This is a genomic window from Photobacterium atrarenae (assembly GCF_024380015.1).
Lineage (GTDB): Bacteria > Pseudomonadota > Gammaproteobacteria > Enterobacterales > Vibrionaceae > Photobacterium > Photobacterium atrarenae.
This window is the reverse complement of sequence record NZ_CP101509.1, coordinates 1,193,242-1,215,328: the sequence shown is the minus strand read 5'-3', so window position 1 is coordinate 1,215,328 and position 22,087 is coordinate 1,193,242. Positions and strand designations below refer to the sequence as shown.

Here is a 22,087-nt window from a genome sequence, read left to right as displayed (position 1 = left end):
CAAACAGGTTGATGGATTTAAGCGATGGGGGGTCGGTACAGGGTGCTGGAAACGCCAACTTTGGCAGCCAAAGGTTCCCGATCGATCAGAGCCAGCCGGGCTGCCAGGGTGGCAGTTTCATCATGCAACGGCAGCATGGCAAACGCATTCAGACAGGAAGCCGTGCAGCAATCATCGTGCATTATGGCCATGTCGCTCATACAGGCTGGATTTTCGTCGGCCGACAGCTGTAGCGCCGTAGCAACAGTCAACGGCGGCACATGGTGCGCATGAAGAGTAGAAACCGTCGACGATACGGCGGAGGTACCCGGCATCATCGAGCCGCTGTGGCACGGTGCCGGGTGAGCTTGCGTCAACATCTGAAAGGTCATCATGGGTAAACTCGACACGATACCGGACACCAAAAGCGCCAGCACCATCAAGCTTGAGACCCACATTGTACGCATGGAAGTTAAACGCATACCCGACCATCAATCAGAAAACTATCAATAGAGTAAAGCTTCCCCTTGGGGGAAGGTCAACGGATGAACGGTCAAAAAAGTAGCAAGCGTCAGCAAATAAGACAAGATCGAGCAATATAAATGCGGCAGTGCTGAATCACCCACCCAGCTCTGGTGAAAGAACTGGGTGGGTACACAGACTAGCTTCAACCGCTAGGGCGTGGTCACCGTCAGGACAAAATTATCCAAATGGACATCCGCCATACTGCCGGCTTTTTTCACCGCTTGCGCCGTCAGTTTCACCGCGCCGGTTCCGGAAGGGAGCAACAGACTCGCTTCATTGCTGAGCCACTGCTGCTTTTTACTCTCGGTTTTCACAATGACCGGCTCACCCAGCGGCAGGTCGTTACTGTCCAGCGGCTGCAAGCTGACGACTGCGTGGTCACCATCCCCCCAGCCGTTGCTGCTGAAGCTCAGCTTCAGAAATGCCGCGCCCTGGTTGATTGCCGCGCTGTAAGCGGACAGGTCCAGCGTCTGGCTCATCACGTCAAATGGGTCATTATTGGCCGCGCCGTCATTCGGTCGCGCTGAGAAGTAGTAGGTCCCTTCCTGAGCCTGAATATTGTCGACATCTTCCAAAATCCGCCAGTATCCCTGCACCAGGGTCCAGCCACTCAAGTCATTGGCTTCAGCACCGCCATTTTGCATCGGCAACGTCTGGGTCGTACCCGCTGCGATATCCAGGGTCGCGGTATCACTCCAGTCAGACCAGTTCAGCTGCTTGTCCCGCACCCGGGCCCGCCAGTGCCAGGTATCGCCCGGCAACACGGTCAGGGTTGGCGCAGAGCTGCCGGCAAACGGGTCGCGGAACGAATCATGGGAGTGCTCCGAAGCACGCTTTTGCCATTTATAGCGCTCATCACCGCCCATCTTGACCTGACCGGAGAACGACGCCAAATCAATCCGGGTTAAATCAACGCCCTGCTGGGTGTCAGTCGGGATCCCTTCAATGGTGCCGTCCTGCATCGGCCAGATATTATGCTGGCGGGTTTTGTTCCCCCAGATATCAAAAACATCCTGGGCAAAGTTCGGGTCCTGACTGAGCTGCCACTGCACCTCGTAAATGGTCTCCGGTTGCGGATAGCTGATCGCCAGCTCCAGGGCGTTGTAATCCGCCTGGCCACTGCCGGCAAGCACTTGGGGCGCATCAACCTGAGCCGGTTTCATGGTCAAGGTATCTGAAATGGTGAAGGTATCTTCCAGGCTGGCTAGGCCGTTGCCTTTGGATTTTACCTTGGCACTGTAACGCGTCAGGGACATCGACAGCGTGTCCTGCTGGTTAAACTGCAGCAGGTTAAAGCCGAACTCACTCTGACTAATCGCGAAGGTATCGTAATCGCGGGTGTTGTTATGATAGTAGTTATCGTCGTTGATTTTTTCGCGATACCCGGCCGCCGTCGCCGCATTCAGCCACAGGTGGTGAATATCTTTCGACTGCCCGCGGGAGTACGCGTGAGTATGGCCGAACAGGTGACCGGAAATCTTGCCGCTGCGGGTGGTAAAATCTTCCATCTCCGCCACCATTTCACAGCTGCCGATACTCTCGCCGGACAGCCACAACTCAGACAGGCACGGGTGGTGGAACATGCTGAGGGCATAATCGATATTGACGTCCGCTTCGGTATTGACCAGCAGCTCACGCAGCCACTGACGCTGAATCCCCAAAATTTCAGCCTGGAACTTGCCGTGGTTTTTCGACACCGGGTAGCTGTCCAGGCCAATCAGACGCAAGTTACCGTAATCGAGCGAGTACCAGCGCTCTTCGTAACCGGTTGAGCCATTTTCCGGTTGCTGGAAGAAATGGCGATAGTTGGTCAGCTCGGCGTTACCGTAGTAGTCATGATTTCCCGGCACCGCCACCAACGGTACATACGGGGTAATCGCTTTCAGCTGATCGAAGAAATCCCGCCGCCACTGCAGCAGGCTGTCGCCGTTGTTGACGATATCTCCGGAAATGGTGATCGCGGCAATGACATCAACACATTGCTCGGCATCCCCGTCGCACACTTCGGGAATAATCCCTTTACTGACCAAATCGCTCAGTGCGCCCAGCGTGCTGTTGTTCTGAGTATCACTGATCGCGACCAGGTTAAACGGCGCCTTGCGCTGCTCGCCATCCGGATAGGTTTTGAATGCATAGCGTTCCGACATCACCGGGACATCGCTCTCCCCTTCTCCACCAGCCTGGTTCGCCACAACATAATATTCGTAACGTGTCCCCGGTACCAACCCCATCAGCGTGGCGCTATAAAGCTGGGTGTGATCCACAGCGATCGATTGAACGATGGTGAATTCGCCCTGACTGCCGGCAGGCCTGGCCCAAACTTCCGGCTGCTCGGCATCTGTTTCAAACAGCACCGCCATCCCGGACGGACTTGGTTGCTGAAGATAGGGGGCAATCGAGAAATTGATGGCAGCTTCGGCGCTCGGTGGCGGCACTACTTTGATCTCTGGCTGACTGATATCGCCCCCCGAACCACTGTCTTTATTGTCTGGCTGATGCGTTTTCGAATCATCACACCCCAGCAACAGTGTCGAACTGATCAATACCGCAGTCGGTAAGGCGTATTTCGTTGTAATGAACATGGTTTTCCCTTTTCGTGTGAGTCATAGCCGTGGAGCGTCCTGCCACTTTTCATGGACTAGTCCACAACGGAACGCAGGCAATACTAGGACGCATTTATGACAAACACAGATGAAATGGATTACAGTTCAATAACAAAAAAATGAATATAAACAGTAGGTTTGAGAGAAGTTGTGGCTTGAAAGGCCTGCCTGCGGACAATCAGCAGGTCAAATCATAAAAAATAAAGTGATATTTATCAATGACTTGATCACATATAAACCTGATTGATTTGCACCTGGTGACACACCCAGAAAATGGACTAGGCCATAAAGCCAATCATTCCAGCATTACGGCGACAAAATCACCGTAATGCGACATGGTTTGTTCTTCAAACTCACAACAAATCATCCCTCGGCAACCCGGCCATAAAAATAGGCCAGCTCGGCAACGGTTTTGGCGGCGAATTTTTTCATCAAGCTGGCCCGGTGCACTTCAACCGTCCGCACCGCGATACACAGGGTATCGGCCACCTGCTGGTTGCGTTTCCCGGCAATGATGAGTTGCAGGATCTCTTTCTCCCGCTGGGTCAGCGACTGAAACGCAGTCAGTAATTGCTGCTGGGCCATCGTAGAAACGGAAGCCTGGAAGCCCTGCTCAATCGATTCTGCCAGGGCCAGTGCTTTAACCGGCTTCTGGAAAAAATGCACGGCGCCAGCCTGCAGGGCATCGACCGCCATCGGCACATCGCCGTGGCCGGTCAGGTAAATCACCGCCAGCGGGCTCTGATGCTCGGACAAATACTGGTGCACCTGCTGGCCGCGCATCTGCGGCATCCGGCTGTCGAGGATCACACAGCCCGGCTGAAGCATATCAACCTGCGCAAGAAATACCGGGCCATCTTCATAGGTGTGGACCGTAAAGCCGTGCCCTTCCAGCATAAACGCCAACGAATCACGGACCGAGCCATCATCATCCACGACATGGACCGGCAGCGCCCTCCGCTGTGCTTCGGTCAGCTCCTGGCCGGGTAATACATTTTCCATTAACGCTCCTTACGTTTGATGCGTTGAAATCGGTAACACAATCGTTGCGCGGCATCCGCGAGGCTCTGCTGCATCCAGGCTGAACTGACCGCCATGGGCTTCAACCACATCCCGGCAAATCGCCAAACCCAGCCCCAGCCCGTCCGGTTTGGTGCTGACAAAGGCTTGAGTCAGCGGCGTATTGTTGGCCGCTAAACCGATCCCATTATCAACCACCGTGATTTGCAGGGTTTCGGGCTGATACACGGTGGCAATCGTCATCGTCCCCTGCCAGTCCGCTCCGGCGCCTTGCTCCCGCCAGGCCTGACAGGCATCGGCCGCATTGGTGATCACGTTGACCAGCACCTGTTGCAGCCCCACGGGATCGACAACCACCCGGCACGGCGTACCGTGACTCAGGCGGTGCAGCCGCAATTGTTTTTGCTCCAGTTCGTGCTCAAGCAGCTCGATGGTCTCACCGAGGAGCTGCTCAATATCACAGGGCTCGGTCTGTACCGCCCGCTTGCGGATCAGGTTGCGCAGCCGCTGGACGATGGCATCGGCCCGCTCGACCTGGGTGTGGATTTTTTCAAACACAGGGATCAGAGTCTGCTGCGCATCGTCCGGTGCATCCCGCTCCCGGCTCAGCCGTACCAGTCCTCCTTCACTGTAATTGCGGATTGCCGCCAGCGGCTGGTTAATTTCATGGGCCAAGCTACTGCCCAGCTCACCAACAATCGCTACCCGCTGGGCATGGGCCAGCAACGCACTTTTTTCCTTAAGCCGGTGCATGGTTGCTTCCAGCGCCCGCTGACTGCGGCTGAAACGGTATTCCAGCCAGAAGTGGTACACATTTAAAATTACCACCAGGAAAAACGCACTCCAGGCCCAGTGCTGATTCTGCTTGACCCAAATCATTGCCGCCTGCCACCAGGGCTTTTGCAACGGGTGCATATCCAGCGCCTGATACAGCTTGTCGACCACCAGCTGACTGATTGGCGAAGTCCAGCCCGCTGCCCCGGCTGCCCGAGCCGCCGGGTGATCCCCCGGCATCGCCAGCAATGCACGGGCGATCGCTTTTGCCATCGTCACCCCCGCCCGCTCTGTGCGGGCAAATGACCAGTTGGGATAGAGTGGCGTCGACACCTGGCAGCCAAAACCAGGCGGCGACATCGCATTCAGCACCCGGTACTGACCGGCGTCAATCAGCCCTTCCCGATGCATGTTCTCCAATAGGCACACCGGCACGATTGCCGCATCCACGGCACCATCCCGCAACTGATACACACTGGCATCCAGCGGAAAACCGACAAAGGAGACATCCGAGAAATAATGATTGGGGTTGAGTCCCTGCCCGGCCACCTCGTAACGCAGGGTTAAATAACCGCCGAATGCATTGTCCGCCACGGCGGCGATCGGCATGCCGCTCAACTGATCCAATCGGGTATAGGGGCTCCCCCGGCGAACGACCAACGCTGAGCCAATACCGTGAGTGGGGCTGACCGGCGAGCGGCTGGTCAGAGTGGCGAGCCAGGACAGGGTATACTGCCGCCCGAGCTGCACCGCCTGACCGGGATTGGTGATGACAAAATCAATCGTGCCCTGTTTGACTGCCTGCGCCATGGCTGCCAGATCATACGGGTGAACCACAAACCGGGTATTCGGGATCTGCGATGCCAGCCAGCTCATGGTCGGCTGCCAGCGCTGTCGGGCCGACTGCGCACCACGCGTCGCCAGCACCCCGACTTCCACCACCGTGGATGGCACCTGGCGAGCCACTTGCGGATCCACTGCCGGGTCCGGCGTTTCGCTCCGGCATGCCGCCGACATCACCAGCAGACTCAGCACCAGCATCCACACGGCTGAGCGCTGGCCTGCCTGCCGGACGCGACTCAGCTTCATGTTGTTTCCTTTTGTGTTACCAAACTCAATGGAGTTCCCTCATGGCCATCACGCTCACGCCGAACAATTCCCTGCACTCAACCGGGCGAACCGCCCGCGCCATCCATGCTGCCACAGCATAGCAGCGCTGCCCCGGTCGCAGCATTTGTCCCAGATCAAACCAAAGCCGGATATGTGGAAAACCACAATATCAAGCACTTGGCCAATTGCTGACAATTTCCTCAAGCCCCTCACATAGCTCAGAAAAGGGTTCGCTATGGATACCACCAAACGACGATTCCTCAACAGTATCGGTGCCCTCACCGCAGGTGCTGCCTTGATCCCGGTCGCCGGGACGGTTGCTGCCAGCCCCGTGATTCGAAACAACCAGCTCCCCGAGCGAAAAGGCCAAACCGGCAAACGCTACGCCATGGTCATTGACCTGCGCAAATGTGTCGGCTGCCAGGCCTGTACCGTCGGCTGCAGCATCGAAAACCAGGCGCCAATCGGCCAGTTCCGCACCACAGTCAAGCAATATGAAGTCACCCTGGAGGACGGCTCGGTCGAAACCCAGGCCGTCAAATCATTCACCCTGCCGCGGCTGTGCAACCACTGCGACAATCCGCCTTGCGTCAAGGTCTGCCCGGTCCAGGCCACATTCCAGCGTGAAGACGGCATCGTGATGGTCGACAACCAACGTTGTGTCGCCTGCGCCTATTGCGTTCAGGCCTGTCCTTATGACGCCCGGTTTATCAACCAGGACACCTTAACAGCCGACAAATGTACCTTCTGTGCCCACCGGCTTGAAGCCGGCCTGCTTCCGGCCTGCGTCGAAACCTGTGTCGGCGGCGCGCGGATTATCGGCGATCTCAACAATCCAAACAGCGAGATCAGCCGCATCCTGGCTGAAAACCAGGATGATCTGAAAGTGCTCAAGCCCGAAGCCGGCACCAGCCCCCATGTATTTTATATCGGCATGGATGAACGTTTTACTTCCCAAATCGACGGTCAACCGGCGATCTATGATCCCCAAGGAGCGCACGCATGATGATCACTGAAGTTCTTGTCCCGGCGCAGGATGTCGCCTGGCTTCCCTGGGTAGTGCAATACTTTTTCTATATCGGCTCAGCCTATGCCGCCGCCCTGCTGCTGGTCGTCTGCCTGTTGTTTCGCCGCCAGACCAGCCACCGGCTGCGGGCAGCGCTGGCACTGGTAATGGCGATCGGTGCTATGGTCGGTCCGCTGGCCCTGACCGGCGATCTCCACCAGCCCGGGCGTGCCTGGCACTTCTATGCCCACTTCACCCCCTGGTCCTGGATGTCACTGGGATCGCTGTTTCTGCCGATCTTTACTGCACTGGCCGTACTCACGGCATGGCTCTATCTGCGCGCCGATATTGCAGCGCTTAAACAGAGTCAGCGCCCGCTGATCCGCACGCTGGCGATGCTGACTCTGGGGTCGTGGCCAACCTCGGACAAAACCATGCTGGTTACAGCCATTGTAACGGCACTGTCCGGACTGACGATCGCCCTCTATACCGGCGCAGAAATCGCCGTGGTCGCCAGCCGGCCATTGTGGCACCAGCCAGCCTCACCGCTGCTCTGGTTTGTCACCGCTTTTTTAGCCGCCGTAGGTTTAACCGCGTTGGTCTACAGCCTGCTACCGTCCAATCAGCGCCCTGCAGCCCAGCTGACGCCGTTTGATCACAAGCTACTGCGACAGACCACCACTTCCGCTGCGGTGCTGGCATTTCTGCTGATCCCAATCTGGGCCGCCAACAATCCCGGCTTTACCCTGTATGAGCGCTCGGACTGGATCATCAACCTGTCCGTGCTGTCGCTGAGCATGTTGCTGGCCGCGGTATCCTGCTGGCTGATCCTCGGACGCGAGCGACACGTCACCCGGCTCGGCCTCAGCCTGCTCGCGCTCACCACCCTAGCTGCCGCATGGTTGACCCGCTGGATCAGCATGATCGAAGTCCAGACCCTCGCCCGCTTTGATGCCGGTCCCTACCCTTATCAACTGCCGCTCGGCACCAACGGCCTGCTCGGGATTGCCGGAATGCTCGGCCTGTGGCTGGCGCTGGCCCTGCTGGGCTCAGAGCTGATCCAGGGCAACACCAAAACCGGTTCCACACAGCCCGAACCGCATCATCCCATGAACCAACCGCACACCAGCCAGTAAGAGGACAACACCATGGATAAGAAAAGAAGACAGCTCCTGAAATCCGGTCTGGCAGTGGGCGGTGTCGGCGCTTTTGCCGCAGGCTACAGCACCACGGCCAAGCACATGGCCGACGGCGTCCTGGAAGGCACAGCCGGCAAAGCCACCCGCCATCCGCACCACGGCAATTCGCTGACACCGGAAATGACCGTCACCGACAGCGGCCGGGTGATCCCGAACCCGGACCAGCGGGTGGCCCCATCCATGTGCTTCGGCTGCTGGACCCTGTGCGGGCTGCGGGTGCGGATCGACAATCACACTGACGAGATCCTGCGGATTTCGGGCAACCCGTATCATCCGCTGTCCCATCACGATCAAATCCCGTTTGAAACCCCGGTCAAGCAAGCCTACCTGGGGCTTGCCGGAGAAGCCGGACTGGCCGGACGCTCAACCGCCTGTGCCCGGGGGAACGGGATGATGGAGATCCGCAACAGCCCGTACCGGATCACCCAGCCGCTCAAGCGTGTCGGCAAACGGGGCGAAGGCAAGTGGATCCCAATCAGCTACGAGCAGCTCATTAAAGAGATTGTCGAAGGCGGCGACCTGTTCGGTGAAGGCCATGTCGACGGCCTGCGGGCGATCCGCGATATCGAGACGCCGCTCGATCCGGCCAACCCGGAATACGGCCCCAAAGCCAACCAGCTCCTGGTCACCAATGCCGGGAACGAAGGCCGGGATGATATCCTCAAGCGCTTTGCCTTCAACAGCTTCGGGACACGCAACTTCGGCCACCACGGCTCCTACTGCGGCTATGCGTTCCGCGCCGGATCCGGCGCCCTGATGAGCGATCTCAACAAGTTCGCCCACATCAAACCCGACCTTGACCATGCCGAATACGTGCTGTTTATCGGCATGTCACCGGCGCAGGCGGGCAACCCGTTTAAGCGTCAGGCCCGTCAGCTGGCCGAGGCCCGCAGCGAGCGCCAGTTCGACTACACCATTATCACGCCAAGCCTGCCGGCCGGATCCTCCAGCCTGGCAGCAGGGGATAACAACAAATGGCTGCCCATCAACTCAGGGACGGATTCGGCCCTGGTGCTGGGAATGATCCAGTGGATCCTCGCCAACGAGCGCTACAATCATCGCTTCCTCGCCCAGCCGGGCGTCCCGGCGATGAAACAAGCCGGGACCGCCCACTGGTGTAACGCGACCCACCTGGTGATCAGCGATGACAATCATCCGCGCAACGGCAGTTTCCTGCGCGCGTCGGATGTCAATCTGAGCTATACCGGCAAGCCCTTATCGGACACCGACCCGTTTGTGATTATCGATGCCGGCTCTGATGCGCTGGGGCTGCACACCCAGTCCGGCGAAGCCGCGCTGTTCGTCGACCGCCAGGTGGTAATTGCCAGCGGGCCGGTGCGGGTCAAATCGTCCCTGCAGCGACTGAAAGAGGAAGCATTCAAGTACGATCTCGCCTTTTACAGCGCCCAGTGCGGGATTGCCGAGGAAACCATCGTCGATCTGGCTCGCCGCTTTACCAGCCACGGCACCAAAGCCGTGGTCGATACTCACGGCGGCAACATGCACACCAACGGGTTCTATAACTCATTTACCATCCTGATGCTCAACGCCCTGATCGGCAACATCAACTGCAAAGGCGGCGCGATGGCCAAAGCCGGGGGCTACCCGACGGCCGCAGCCGGGCCGCGTTATGACTTCACCCAGTTTCAGGGCAAGGTCAAACCCAAAGGGGTGTTCCTGTCACGCAGCAAGTTCCCGTACCACAAAACCAGCGAATACAAGCGCCGCATCGCAGCCGGGCAGTCTCCCTACCCGACGCGGGCGCCCTGGTATCCGTTCTCCGCACCGCTGCTGACCGAGCATCTGTCTGCGGCCATCGATGGCTATCCTTATCGGCTCAAGGCCTGGATCAACCACATGGCCAACCCGATGTACGGGGTGCCGGGGCTGAGCAACTTGCTACGCGATAAACTAGCCGATCCCAAGCAACTCGGCCTGATTGTCTCGGTCGATGCCTTTATCAATGAAACCACAGCGCTATCGGATTATCTGGTGCCCGACACCGTGACCTATGAAAGCTGGGGCATGGCCGTGCCCTGGCACGGGGTACCGACCAAAACCGTCACCGCCCGCTGGCCGATTGTGAAGCCGCTGACGGAAAAAACCGCCGACGGCCGTACCATCAACCTGGAGAACTTCTTCATTGATGTCGCGAAAAGCCTCAATCTGGGCGGCTTCGGCAAGCGGGCAATTCAGGACCGCGACGGCCACTGGCACGCCATCCACAGCGCCGAAGATTACTACCTGCGGGCGGCAGCCAACCTGGCGTACGTCAAAGGCGGGGTCCCGGCCGCCAGTGCCGAGGATATCGTCTGGTCCGGGCTCGATCGCTTGCTTCCAGCAATGCAACAAGTGCTGACGCCGGAAGAAGTGCAGCGGGTTGCCTTTATCTTCGCCCGTGGCGGCCGGTTCGAGAATGCCGATCAGGCGTACCGCGACGATCAAATGCGTCACCAGTGGACGCGACCGCTGTCGATCTGGAATGAAAAGGTCGGTACCTCGCGCAATACCCTATCCGGCAAGTTGTACAGCGGCTGCCCGACCTGGCATCCGCAACAGTTAGCGGACGGGACGCCTTTAGCGGAGTGCTACCCGGCGACGGAATGGCCGTTCACCCTGACCAACTTTAAGTCGAATATCCACAGTGCGGTCTCGAACCTCTCGCCGCGCCTGGCTTCCATCAAGGGGAACAACCCGGTCTACATTCATCCGGACGACGCGGCCCGGCTGGGACTCCAGACCGGGGACATCTTTGAAATTGAAACGCCGAGTGCCAGCACCCGGGCACAAGCCATGCTGATCCACGGCGTGAAACCGGGCACCTTGGGCATTGAGCACGGCTTTGGCCACCAGGAGCTGGGGGAGCGGGCGCACTGGATCGGCGATCAGCAGCAACCGGTGAAAATGAAGTCCGGCGACGGGATCAACATTAATGATATCGGCCTGATTGACCCGACCCGCGAAGGCAAAGGGGTCCTGCTCGACTGGGTGGTCGGGGCAGCAGCCCGTTTAGCACTGCCGGCCCGGATCCGCAAAGTGTAAGCCGCCCACCGGCACGACGTGTCGCCCCTGCAAGTGCACCGCCAGCAGGGGCAGCCTCACAGTTTTTCCGCTGATGTGGAAACCCACAATAGTCGCACCGCCCGCCATCACGATAATCGGTGGCTCTGTCTAAAACCATACAAATAGAGTGAGATATGTCCAAGCGAACCCTACTTTTGCCGCTTCTCGGCATCACACTGATGAGTACCGGTGCAGCGGCCTCCCCACCGCCCGCTGCCGCAGTCTGCGTCAGCTGCCACGGCAGCGACGGCCAAGGTGCACCGAACATGGCACCAATGATTGCCGGACTGCACCCGAACTACATCGCTGAGCAGCTGGATCACTTCTCATCCGGCAAACGCCAGGATCCGATGATGAAAAGTATGGCCGACGGCCTGACCGATCCGGCTGCCCGGGCGCAAGTGATTGAATACTTCGCCACCCGCCCGAGCCAGTCCCTGACCCACCCGGAGAAGCGCGGCGCCGAAGCGGCCATTTACAGCCAGCCGCGCAAGCTGGTGTACCAGGGCGACTGGGATCGCAACATCCCGGCCTGTGCCACGTGCCACGGTGCCAGCGGCACCGGCGTCGCCCAGTTCCCACGCTTAGCCGGCCAACATGCGGACTATCTGAAGAAGCAACTGAGCGCCTGGAAGCAAGGCATCCGCAGCGGCGATCACGACGCCATGATGGCCAATATCGCCCGCCAGCTGACCGATGATGAAATCAACAATTTAGCTTATTACTTTGCCTCACTGCGTTACTAAGGAGCCAGGATGAATCACCATATCACACTGCTGGCTGCCCTGCTGACCAGCGCCCCCCTTGCAGCCGACACCTTGCCCGACCGCCAGACCGAGCTACCGGCCGTCGCCAAGAAGGCCAATACCGATTACCTCACCCCCCGCCCGCTGACCGCGATTCCAGACACCGAGTTTGGCCGTAAGGTGAAATACGGCTACTCGCTGTTTGTCGATTCGCAACAAATGCGCGGCCGATATGTCGGCAACGAGCAAAACTGCGTCAACTGCCACATGCAGGCCGGCATGAAAGCCAATGCCGCGCCGCTGTGGGCTGCCTATACGGCTTATCCGGCCTATCGCAAGAAAAACGACAAGGTCAACACCTATGGCGAGCGGATCCAGGGCTGTTTCAACTATTCCATGAATGGGGTCCCACCGGGCGATTCCTCGCCGGAGCTGGTCGCCCTCAGCGCCTACGCTTACTGGCTCACGATGAGTGGTTTGCTCAACAAATACGGCCTGCCGGAGATGCCGGTGCCGGAACTGAGCGATGCCGAATTGATCCTCGGCGGCAAGCGGGAAGACTTCGTCCTGCCGGCTGAAATCGCAGCTGATTTTCCGGTCAGCGAGCGCGGCAACCTCGCCGGCCGGGGCTACCCCAAACTCCCGAGCCCCGCGCAGGAGCCTTCTATTGCACGCGGTGCGCAGGTTTACAAAACCACTTGCGCCGTTTGCCATGCCAACGATGGCCAGGGGATCAAAGGCGCGGACGGAGCCCAGTATTTTCCGCCGCTATGGGGCAAAGATGCGTTCAACTGGGGCGCCGGGATGCACCGGATCAATACCGCGGCCTATTTCATCTATGAAAACATGCCGCTGGGGAAAAGCGTTCAGCTGACCGAACAGCAGGCCTGGGATGTTGCCGCTTACATGAACAGTCATGAACGACCACAGGACCCGCGCTACCGGGGCGATCTGGACGCCAACGATCAGCGCTATCACAAGCATCAGGGCTACTATGGCGATGCGATTGACGGCCACAAGCTCGGCAGCCGTGCCTATCCAACCGCGACGATCGAACCGCAGCCCGGCACCTGAGCCGTATTTCGCTGCGCAAGTAGTTTGTCCTGCCAAACGGCAGGACAAATCGCAACAACCGTCACTTAACTGTTTTTGAGCTCATTTTCTGATGTTTGCCACAAGACGGCGCCATTGCCCTGCTCAGACAGCGTATCTTCCGGGTTTCTCAGATAGCATTTTTTCATCGACAGGCACCCGCAACCGATACATTCGCCCAGCTCGTCACGCAAGCGCTGGAGTTGGCGGATTTTGTCATCCAGCCGTTGCTGCCATTGCCGTGCCAGATGCTCCCACTCCTCCTGGGTCGGGGCGTGATCGAGCGGCAGTGCCGCCAGCGCCTGCTTGATCTCTTCCAGGGACATTCCCAGTTGCTGTGCGGTTTTGATCACCGCGATCCGCCTCAGCACACTTCGATCATAGCGGCGTTGGTTACCGGCATTGCGGCGGCTGAGGATCAAGCCCTTCTGCTCGTAAAAATGCAGCGCCGAGACGCTGACCTCGCCGCGTTTGGCAACCTGCCCGACTGACAACTCCATCGCCTTCTCCCTCTCTTTATTTTTCTATTGCTTAAATCATTTGCTGTTGACCTCAAGTTAACCTGAGGAATTAGGCTAAAGCAAATTGAAAACAACAAGGCATTCACATGATTCATAAAACCATCCCGTACCTCGGCGGGCGATTCTTCGACGGCATCTCATCCGGGATGTTCATGATGGCACTGCCCTGGATCCTGATCACCGAATCCGGCTCCGGCAGCTTTGTTGCCATCGTCACGCTGATCTGTACCCTGTCTTCCTTCCTGCTGACTCCGGTCCTTTCCACTCTCATTGATCGCCACTCGCGCAAAGCCATTCTGGTCTGGGTACAGGTGATCCAAACCACCACCGCACTGTTGGTGATGGTTGCCGCGCTCAACCAACTCGCCTCCCCCTGGTTGTTGGCCGCTGCGCAGTGGATATTCTGGAACAGCAATGACGTTGCCTGGTCAGCCAATAATGCCTTTACCCAGGAAAACTACACCCGGGAAGAGTACGCCCGGATCACCGGGCAACAGGAAGTGGTGATGCAGCTGACCCTGCTGGGTGCCGGCGGGGCCGGGATCGTCCTGCTCGAGCTGTGGTCAATGAGCGAATTTGCCCTGTTTGCCGTACTTGCTTCAGGGTTATCCGCGCTGTGCTACGCGCTTACGCCTTATCATCGCAAGCTCTCCCAAGCTTCAGCAAACGTGCCCTTCAACCAGCAGCTCAAGGAGACCGGCCACCTGTTCAAGCTGCAACCTCGCTTTTACCTGTTCCTGGCCCTGTCCTGCCTCTCCTATCCGATGCTGACCTATCTGACCAAGCTGGTGCCGATTTACTTTGCCGAGCAAGGGATCAGCGGGATGTGGTTTGCTGGTTGGAAAGTCAGTTACGGCATCGGGGCACTGATCTGCGGTCTGATCGTCGCGCAACTGCTCCGAACCGTGGTGTTCGAGCGGGCAATGCTGGTTTCCATGATGGCGATGAGCCTGCTGTTGATCGTCATGTCGCTCTATCTGTCGCCGCTGGTCATGGTGGTGCTGGTGGTGATCATCGGGTTCTTCAATTCATTCAACCGGATTGCCCGAATCACTAAAATGAACCATGAAGTGGCCATTGCCCAGCGCGGCAGAATCGACGGCGGACTGAAACTGTTTTCGACGTTGAGTCAAAGCGCCAGCTACGTCCTGATTGCCCTGCTTTCACACTACAACCTGACGGTCTACGGCTTTCTCAGCATTGCTCTGGTCATGCTGCTGAGCACCCTGATGATGCTCCAGCTCTATCGGCGCGGTGCCCATCAGGCCAATTTCAGTGCGGCCAACCCACAAGCGGCCTGATCAAGCGCCAAGCTGGGGGACTAAGCGCGCCCCCAGCCCGAACGATACAAAATCCACACATCTTTGATGTATGTCCCAAGGTGGGAAAAATTCTACCTGCTATCGATGCAATTGGTTTAATATTATACTGCGTACATTATCAAAAGCCATCGCCAACCGATCCCACGGGCAGACAGAATCAATGAATTTAAAACGTCGATTAAAAGATAACTATCGGTATGTTGAACCCAATTTAGTTATCGTTGGCACTTTCGGGATGATCGGGTTCCCGACCTATTACTTCATCTGGCATCACCTGTACCCACAAGGCTATGAGAATTTGATACTCCGCTTAATCTGCTCGGTTTTATTTATTCCTTTTGTGATTAAGAATCATTTACCGGCATTTTTCTCCCGACTTAAATATCTTCATTTTGCTTTTTCCGTCGGATTCGGCCTGCCTTTTTTCTTCTGTTTCATGATGATCAAAAATGACTGGTCGGTTATCTGGATGATGTCTTTCCTCGCCAGCATCTTCCTGTCCATTCTCCTGATCTATGACTGGTTGCTGATCCTGATTATTTCCTCCATTGGCCTGCTTGCTTCATTCGGGGCTGTCTATTTGTTAGATGGCACCATCGAGCTGACTCATTTTCAATGGTCGTATGTGGTCGTGTTCAGTTTTGCCTATTTGGCCGGAGTTGTTTTTAACTACCGTAACCAAGCCGAAAATAACAACAGGATGCGTTTTGCCCGTGCCTTCAGTGCTGGTATTGCTCACGAGATGCGCAATCCGCTCAGCGCGTTGTATAGCTCACTGGAAGTCCTGCAAGAGCTGGTGCCCCAACCGAACCAACAACCACGCAGAGAGCTCAGTCAGGCGCAACTGGAACAGATCCACGCCATCCTCAACAACGATCTGGCCATCATTGACGGCGGCAATGAAACAATCAACCTGATGCTCAGCTCAATTCATGAGCAAAAAATCGCGACCGACTCTTTCCAGAATTACTCACTGGTCGAGGTGATTGAGCACGCTATTCAAACCTATGGCTATAAAAAGTCTTCTGACCAACAACTGATCACCTTCAACTACGATCAAGACGCAACTTTTTTTGGCAGCGAGCACTTACTTCGTTATGTCATCTTTAATCTGATCAAAAACGCGATGCACTACCGGGATAAAAAGAATTTTGCTATTACCCTCACCCTGAGCACCCGCGGCGTACAAAATGTTCTGACCATCCGAGATAACGGTATTGGTATTGATAAAGAACACCTCCCTTTTATTTTTGATGAATTTTTCACCTACGGAAAAAAAAGCAATACCGGTTTGGGCCTGCCATTTTGTCAAAAAGTCATTACTGCCTTTAAAGGGCGGATCAGTTGCCAGTCCAGCGTCGGACACTGGACTGAATTTACAATCACCCTGCCCAAGGCTCACTCCAGTACCGTGTCCAGTTTTAAGCGAAAGTTACTGGCCAATAAATCGCTGCTGTATATTGGCCAGAATAATGAAGCCTACCTGTCGTTGCAGCGCCTGGCATTTTATAACGGGTTTAAGGTCAGCCTGGTTTTTCCGTCGGGCCTTCGCGCTCTGACAGCGCACACCTTAGATCAGGATCTGGTGATTGTCGATTTGGACGCGGTTCATCAGCAGCCAGGAAGACTGGCCCCCCTGGCAGGCCTCCTGACCGATGCAGGCAAACCGGCACTCTACCTGCACCAACAAGCGCTCCCCCATTATGGGGCACTGGATACACCTGCTCGTTGCCGCTTCATTCAAAATGAGCAAAATGTTGACTTTCTGGTGCAGGAGATTGCGAACAGCTTTTTTGAGCCGGAAACCTCTCACATCCCCGCGAAACCGGAAAAGACGACCAGCAACACCGTGATGATTGTCGACGACAATGCATCGCTACGGACCTACTCGGGGATCTTGCTCGAAAACAGTGGTTATCAGATTATCTATGCTGAAAATGGCCAAGTGGCACTAAACTATCTGGAGAGCAACCCGATTGATGTCATTTTGATGGATCTGGATATGCCGCTGATGGACGGCATCGAAACGGCCCGACATATCCGTTGCGACGAGCGGTTCAAACACAACCATGATGTCCCTATTATTTGCTATTCCGGCGGACTCAACAGCGAAGAACAACTTGAATTAAAGCAACAAGGTATTAATGACTTTTTAAACAAACCTTCGCCCAAAGAACAGCTGCTGTCCAAGGTCGCCGACTGGGTCTGACCCACTGTGCTTATCCCCCATCTGCATTGTTCATCATTGCCTCTCACGATAAAGCCCGGCCTCTTTCGAGAAGCCGGGCTTTGTCCTAAAGCGGTATCGGATCCCTCCTCATATCATCGGCTATCCGCCCGTTGTATGGCGTAACTTGCGTCACACGTGCCTATCGACGCTTACCCGTCATCACCTTCGGTTCAATCAAACTACACGCCGAAAGGATATGATCGATCTCCGCATCAGTGATATCACTGTTGACCGAAAAACGAACCAGATTTTTGTTTTTCGGTGTCGCTGGCTGACAAAACACCGAGCCGAACACCTGGCAAGCTTCCAGGTGATCGCGAACAGTCTCCGTCTGATCTTCCGGGCCGGTTTCCAGGGCAATGATCTGGGACTCACTCTGAATATTGAATCCCAGGGATCTCAATCCCTGACGCAACTTCTCCGATTGGGCAAATAACCGCTCACGACGATCATCACCGGCTTTGATCACCGCCAGCGTCGCCTTCAGAACTTCAATTTCATGGCTAAGCAATGCTGAACTGAAGATCGCCGGATGAGCAACAAACGGCAGGCACTGCCCAATTTTCTTACTGCATAGAATTGCGCCTGCCCGATAAGCAAAGCTTTTTGCCAGGCTGACCGTCAAAAAATCAACATCATCAGTCAGGCCCAGTTCAGCCACCAGACCGGCACCATGCGGGCCATGGGTTCCCAGTGAGTGCGACTCATCCACTAAAATGGCACACCCGGTCTGCTTCGCCAGCGCCACGATTTCTGTTAACGGTGCAACAGTTCCCAGCGTACTGTACACGGAATCAACCAAGATCAGTCCGGGGCCGTTTCGCCGGATCAACTTCTCCAGCTGACGGACATGGTTGTGCAAAAACGGATGGATCTCCCCCTGGGCATGCCGGGCACCATCCCACAACGACATATGGGCAAAAAAATCAATATACACCGGTGTGTTTGGCGGCAGCACCGTCTGGATCAAGCCGATATTGGCGGCCCAGCCAGATTGAGACAAAATACAGTGATCATAGCCGGTGTACTGCGCCAATTGCTGCTCAAAGCTGTCAACCTCCAGCTCTTTATGCAAGAAAATCGCCGACATCACGACATCTTTCCGCCCTTGCTCCAGAGCGGCATTGTACGCGTCGCGGATCTTGTCATGGTTAGAGATGGCCAGGTAATCATTGCTTTGTAAGACGATTGCACCCTCACCCGGTTGTTGACCCAGCACTAAATGCTGTTGGTTCTTGCGGGGATAGATGAGCTCAGTCAGATGAGATTCAATCTTTTTTTTACGAACGAAGGCAATGCTTTCTGGGGTTGGATAGGGTTATTCATAATACACCTCATTAATTATTGATATGGGTAACAGGCATATTCCAGACTTATCTCCTGACAAGACTGTTACTATGCCTATTGACCAATATAATTCAACAAGGCGCACATGTACGCATCGGGGTGTAATGCAATTGATTACAATTTCAATTTTTTGTCGGCGACATCGGACACAGAACTGAACACCAATGCGAAGCGCTATTTTTCCGAATGCATATACTTTTTCTTGTAGTCTGAAGACTTTGCAAACAAGGCAAACGGCAGTACCGGCAGAAAAATTCCCCAAGCGAATTGCAAGTGGTTATGCTCCAGTACTAAATAACTACTCATGAGTGAAATGCTGACGATCAGTACAATGAAAAACCGATGGAGGTTGGGAAAATGGTTGGAAAAAATAGCATATTGTCTAATCATAGTTCCTGCTCTATCACTGACTCTGGTGATAATTGTTACTTATAATCAATTATTATTGTGACGATAATAACCCATCATAATCGCTCTTGAGCGTAGGGCTATCATTCATATCAAATTTTGTGACATTTCATCATGTTGCATAAAACTTTGCTGTTGGTGCAGTAAAAATTGTGAGGTGTAACATTAAATATTTGAGATTCGTCCACTCATAATGAAACAAATGCTCAGGTATTTTTGTAATTTCTGACACAAGCTCAACTTATCCAGGGGTTCAATGAAAATAATGAGACTCAGTTCATAAGATCAAATCAAATTTCTTTTATTCTCCTCCTTTTTACCCGGCCACCCGAAGATTACCGTCATTCCTTCAGCATATAATGTTGCACCGACAAGCCGCCAACGCCTCCGGCTTAATAACACGAAACGGAAACGGAGAGTATGCGCGCCATGTGACATTTTCATGACAATAAATGCTGTTCAATTACCACGGCGAGTTTGTATTTCTACCAAACGCCACCTATGTTTTTGCATAGATTAGAAAAATAAAAAGTGAGAAAGGTATGGACGCATTAACAAATTTGATTACCGCCATCAACAGCCAGGTCTGGGGCGTCCCGATGCTGGTGCTGATCCTCGGCGTAGGGATATTCCTGACGGTTGGCTTAAAACTGATGACCATTCTGAAGATTGGTACCGGGTTCAAATTATTATGGGCCGGACGGATTCCAGAAAAAGATGAAGACCAACAAGGGGAAATCAGCCCGTTTAATGCCCTGATGACCTCCCTGTCCGCGACCGTCGGGACAGGGAATATCGCCGGGGTGGCAACCGCCATCTTTCTCGGTGGCCCCGGCGCCTTATTCTGGATGTGGTGTACGGCTCTGGTCGGCATGGCAACCAAGTACTCAGAAGCGGTTTGCGCTGTCAAATACCGCGAAACCGATGAAAACGGCAACCACGTCGGCGGGCCGATGTACTACATCAAAAACGGCCTGAGCCACAAGTGGGCCTGGCTCGGCACCGCCTTTGCAATTTTCGGTGCCATCGCCGGATTCGGGATCGGCAACACAGTGCAATCGAACTCGGTTGCTGCCGCGCTGGATAACAGCTTCGGTATTCCGGCGATGTTTTCCGGCTTTGTGATGATGATTCTGGTCGCCCTGGTACTGGTTGGCGGGATCCGGCGGATTGCCGATGTCGCCGGGAAGCTGGTCCCGTTGATGGCCGCGTTTTACGTCGGCTCCGGGCTGTTGATCCTTGGTATCCATTTCACCGATATCCCGGCAGCTGTCAGCCTAATCGTCACCAGCGCCTTTACTCCGGTGGCGGCACAGGGTGGTTTTGCCGGTGCGGCAGTCTGGGCCGCCATTCGCTTCGGGGTGGCGCGCGGGATTTTCTCCAACGAAGCCGGCTTGGGCAGTGCGCCAATCGCCCACGCCGCAGCCCAAACAAAAAACCCGGTCACCCAGGGCCTGGTGGCGATGCTGGGCACATTTATCGATACCCTGGTGATTTGCACCATCACCGGACTGGCGATTGTTGTGACCGGCGCCTGGCAGAGCGGTGAAACCGGGGCAGCGCTGACTTCCAATGCGTTCGCATCGACCCTACCCGGCGTCGGCGATTATCTGGTCGCCATTGCCCTGTCGGTCTTTGCCTTCACCACGATTCTTGGCTGGAGCTTTTACAGTGAAAAATGCGTCCAGTTCCTGTTCGGCACCAAAGCCGTTATCCCCTTCCGGGTGCTGTGGATCATCGCGGTCCCGATTGGTGCCAACAGCTCGCTGTCATTTATCTGGCTGCTGGCAGACACCCTCAACGCCATGATGGCAATCCCGAACCTGATCGCCCTGCTGCTGCTCAGCCCGGTGGTGTTCAAGCTCACCCGGGAATATTTCGCCGCCCAGGCGGAGAGAGCCAAAATTAAGTAGCATCCAATCAGTGCGCCGGCGGTTTCGCTGGCGCTTTTTGCAATGACATCCCCCACAGTGAACGGTTTCCCGTCACTCTTTGTCGTCATCTGCGGCGATATTTCAAATATTACCAGCCATTACACGGAAAATACGGTGGAAATCCCAGTGTTTATCTTCACTGTTCCCAGCGCGGATTTGCTGCCCCAACCCCTGCTTGGCAGCACGAACTCGGACGACCAATCGGATGTGTGTTACAGGGTGACGTAGGACTGCCGTACCAGCAAATTCACGTCACCGGCTACTGGAAAACAGGGGGGATGCCGATAACTCTGGTCAAGCGAAATAACGCAACCCATTGTGAGCAAGGTAATCCCGCCCCGGCAGACCTATGATTAAACCAGAGACGCTGGAGATGACAGCGTCATGATTTCGAGGTCGCCGTACTCTTCCTCGGTTTACCGCCCGGACAAAGGGAGCTTTACCATGTTTGGATTTATCAGCAGAAATATCATCACCGGACTCATGACCCTGCTTCCTGTGGTTTTAACCCTGTACCTGTTGTACTGGTTGGCGATGTCCGCCGAATCCCTGTTGGGCGGCCTGATCCAAACTATCCTGCCGCAAGCATGGTACTGGCCGGGTATGGGACTGCTCACCGGACTGCTCGTCATTTTCCTTACCGGCCTGATGATGAACGCTTACCTGGTTCAACGCCTGTTTGCCAAAGGAGAGCAGGTGCTGTATCACATGCCAATTGTCCGCTCGGTGTATCCGGCAATCCGGGATTTCTTCGATTATTTCTCCCCCACCACCCGCAAAGAATTCAAACAAGTTGTTGCCGTCACCCTGGGCGACACCGGCATGCAGGTGATCGGCTTTGTCACCCAGCCGGTACCGGAACGGATACCCGCTTCCTTCCGGGATGAAAAAAGCGTCCTGGTCTATCTGCCACTCAGCTATATGATTGGCGGCTACGCCGTGCTCATTCCCCGCCATGCCATTCGCCCCCTCGACATGACCGTCGAAGAAGCGATGCGGTTCACGCTGACCGCCGGAATGACCGGCGCCAGCACAGATCATCCACCGCACCATAATCATTAGAGCTATAAATAAAACCTTCACTCAAAATTAACACAGCAAAATTTTTACATTTTTATCATCTTTAAAATCAATATGTTATGGTTAAACCCTATAAAGATCAAAAAAAACAAGGTTGAAAAGCTCCAACGAGTCGCTAGTATATTAAT

14 protein-coding genes and 1 pseudogene are annotated in these 22,087 nt (G+C 55.5%); 9 read left to right on the top strand and 6 right to left on the bottom strand.

All coding sequences use genetic code 11. The features are described from left to right. Positions 1–17: 17 nt before the first annotated feature. The 4 genes from NNL38_RS21490 to NNL38_RS21475 all read right to left on the bottom strand — a co-directional run bounded on the left by NNL38_RS21490 (position 18) and on the right by NNL38_RS21475 (position 5,990). Positions 18–374, bottom strand: a complete 357-nt coding sequence (locus tag NNL38_RS21490) for a hypothetical protein (protein ID WP_255390903.1) — start codon at positions 372–374, stop codon at positions 18–20. A gap of 279 nt (positions 375–653) precedes the next feature. Further along, positions 654–3,086, bottom strand: a complete 2,433-nt coding sequence (locus NNL38_RS21485) for a purple acid phosphatase family protein (RefSeq protein WP_255390902.1) — start codon at positions 3,084–3,086, stop codon at positions 654–656. A 384-nt stretch (positions 3,087–3,470) separates the two neighbouring features. Then, complete coding sequence (locus NNL38_RS21480) at positions 3,471–4,109, bottom strand: response regulator transcription factor (RefSeq protein ID WP_255390901.1); 639 nt, start codon at positions 4,107–4,109, stop codon at positions 3,471–3,473. 9 nt (positions 4,110–4,118) lie between these two features. Continuing rightward, the gene (locus tag NNL38_RS21475; RefSeq protein WP_255390900.1) at positions 4,119–5,990 is read right to left on the bottom strand and encodes a sensor histidine kinase; all 1,872 of its coding nucleotides are present in this window, start codon (positions 5,988–5,990) and stop codon (positions 4,119–4,121) included. Positions 5,991–6,246: 256 nt separating this feature from the next. Between NNL38_RS21475 and dsrO the strand changes: the two genes are divergently transcribed. The 5 genes from dsrO (at position 6,247) to NNL38_RS21450 (ending at position 13,099) form a co-directional block, all read left to right on the top strand. Beyond that, positions 6,247–7,017, top strand: coding sequence for a sulfate reduction electron transfer complex DsrMKJOP subunit DsrO (dsrO, locus tag NNL38_RS21470; protein ID WP_255390899.1), 771 nt, complete (start codon positions 6,247–6,249; stop codon positions 7,015–7,017). Then, positions 7,014–8,153: an NrfD/PsrC family molybdoenzyme membrane anchor subunit gene (gene nrfD / locus NNL38_RS21465; protein WP_255390898.1), complete on the top strand. Its 1,140-nt coding sequence runs from the start codon at positions 7,014–7,016 to the stop codon at positions 8,151–8,153. Before dsrO ends, nrfD begins: the two co-directional genes overlap by 4 nt. Before the next feature lie 12 nt (positions 8,154–8,165). Continuing rightward, the gene (locus NNL38_RS21460; protein WP_255390897.1) at positions 8,166–11,258 is read left to right on the top strand and encodes a tetrathionate reductase subunit A; all 3,093 of its coding nucleotides are present in this window, start codon (positions 8,166–8,168) and stop codon (positions 11,256–11,258) included. A 155-nt stretch (positions 11,259–11,413) separates the two neighbouring features. Then, complete coding sequence (locus NNL38_RS21455; protein WP_255390896.1) at positions 11,414–12,025, top strand: c-type cytochrome; 612 nt, start codon at positions 11,414–11,416, stop codon at positions 12,023–12,025. Positions 12,026–12,034: 9 nt separating this feature from the next. Next, positions 12,035–13,099, top strand: a complete 1,065-nt coding sequence (locus NNL38_RS21450) for a c-type cytochrome (RefSeq protein WP_255390895.1) — start codon at positions 12,035–12,037, stop codon at positions 13,097–13,099. 65 nt (positions 13,100–13,164) lie between these two features. On the opposite strand, the gene soxR is transcribed toward NNL38_RS21450, so the two are convergent. Continuing rightward, the gene (soxR, locus tag NNL38_RS21445; RefSeq protein WP_255390894.1) at positions 13,165–13,617 is read right to left on the bottom strand and encodes a redox-sensitive transcriptional activator SoxR; all 453 of its coding nucleotides are present in this window, start codon (positions 13,615–13,617) and stop codon (positions 13,165–13,167) included. A 107-nt stretch (positions 13,618–13,724) separates the two neighbouring features. Between soxR and NNL38_RS21440 the strand changes: the two genes are divergently transcribed. After that, positions 13,725–14,939: an MFS transporter gene (locus tag NNL38_RS21440; protein WP_255390893.1), complete on the top strand. Its 1,215-nt coding sequence runs from the start codon at positions 13,725–13,727 to the stop codon at positions 14,937–14,939. A 181-nt stretch (positions 14,940–15,120) separates the two neighbouring features. Next, positions 15,121–17,169, top strand: a complete 2,049-nt coding sequence (locus NNL38_RS21435) for an ATP-binding response regulator (protein ID WP_255390892.1) — start codon at positions 15,121–15,123, stop codon at positions 17,167–17,169. 160 nt (positions 17,170–17,329) lie between these two features. On the opposite strand, the pseudogene cqsA reads toward NNL38_RS21435, so the two are convergent. Next, positions 17,330–18,516, bottom strand: a pseudogene (cqsA, locus tag NNL38_RS21430) (alpha-hydroxyketone-type quorum-sensing autoinducer synthase). Positions 18,517–19,487: 971 nt separating this feature from the next. On the opposite strand from cqsA, the gene NNL38_RS21425 reads away from it, so the two are divergent. Both NNL38_RS21425 and NNL38_RS21420 read left to right on the top strand, forming a co-directional pair. Then, the gene (locus NNL38_RS21425) at positions 19,488–20,858 is read left to right on the top strand and encodes an alanine/glycine:cation symporter family protein (RefSeq protein ID WP_255390891.1); all 1,371 of its coding nucleotides are present in this window, start codon (positions 19,488–19,490) and stop codon (positions 20,856–20,858) included. 465 nt (positions 20,859–21,323) lie between these two features. Beyond that, on the top strand, positions 21,324–21,941 hold the full coding sequence (locus NNL38_RS21420) for a DUF502 domain-containing protein (RefSeq protein WP_255390890.1): 618 nt from the start codon (positions 21,324–21,326) through the stop codon (positions 21,939–21,941). The last annotated feature ends 146 nt before the right edge of the window (positions 21,942–22,087 follow it).